Annotated in this window: 1 protein-coding gene and 1 pseudogene; both read left to right on the top strand. The window is 51.1% G+C overall.

The window, feature by feature from the left end; translation table 11 throughout:
• Positions 1-456, top strand: a pseudogene (locus B3O33_RS11395) (hypothetical protein); the annotation flags it as partial.
• Positions 457-475: 19 nt separating this feature from the next.
• Positions 476-712, top strand: a complete 237-nt coding sequence (locus tag B3O33_RS11400) for a hypothetical protein (protein ID WP_292361793.1) — start codon at positions 476-478, stop codon at positions 710-712.
• The last annotated feature ends 72 nt before the right edge of the window (positions 713-784 follow it).

The following is a 784-nucleotide window of genomic DNA, read 5'->3' on the forward strand; positions in this document are numbered from 1 at the left end:
GCCGTCGCAGCCGTTATTGCCTACAAACTGCATTTCTGGGTGGAACGTCGTTTCAAACTTGACGATCCAGTCGGTGCCGTAGCGGTGCACGGTTATGCCGGTACTTTCGGGGTAATTGTTGCTGGCTTTATGTTATGGGGCTATCCAGCTGCCGCGCCGATTGATCTGAGTGGCTGGTGGGTAGAGAGTGTTGGCTGGTTTGGTGTAACTGAAGACGGTTACCCGGCTGTTAATCCACTGGGCAACCTGATCGGTGCATTTATTATGTTCGGTCTGTTGGGTTTCTTGCCCACATACCTGCTGGCCAAGCTGTTCCAGAAAATGGGTATTCTGCGTGAGCCACGTGAGGTTGAATTGGCTGGTGCTGATACCTATCGGGGGCTGGATATGTACCCATATTTTGCCAAGACCGAATCTGAGTTCGAAACTGTTGAAAGACAGTACATCAATAAATAACTGAATAGGAGAGACTATTATGTCTACAGGAATCAGTTCATGGGCCAATCCTGACACGATTGGGGCTATTTATCCCTTTGTTGGCAGCGAAATGTTGCTGACCATTGCCGGGGTGGTTTTCTGGATCTGGTGGCACATTAAACAGATCCGTGACGAGAATCGCGAACTGGCTGAAGCCGCTGCGGCACATCGCAGTGCCGGTCTGGACAAGGTTATGGAGCAGCATCGGGGAATATCACCGGTTGCTTCTGACTGACAGGCGGTATCACGTTCGGGGGTGACAGTGTCACCCCATTTTGACCCGGCCTCGTGCCGGGTTATTTTTTTT

This window comes from Methylophaga sp. UBA1464 (assembly GCF_002325665.1).
Lineage (GTDB): Bacteria > Pseudomonadota > Gammaproteobacteria > Nitrosococcales > Methylophagaceae > Methylophaga.

Bases quoted from the DNA above. Each gene is read 5' to 3' on its own strand.
- B3O33_RS11400 (WP_292361793.1), top strand. From the start codon at position 476: ATGTCTACAGGAATCAGTTCATGGGCCAATCCTGACACGATTGGGGCT.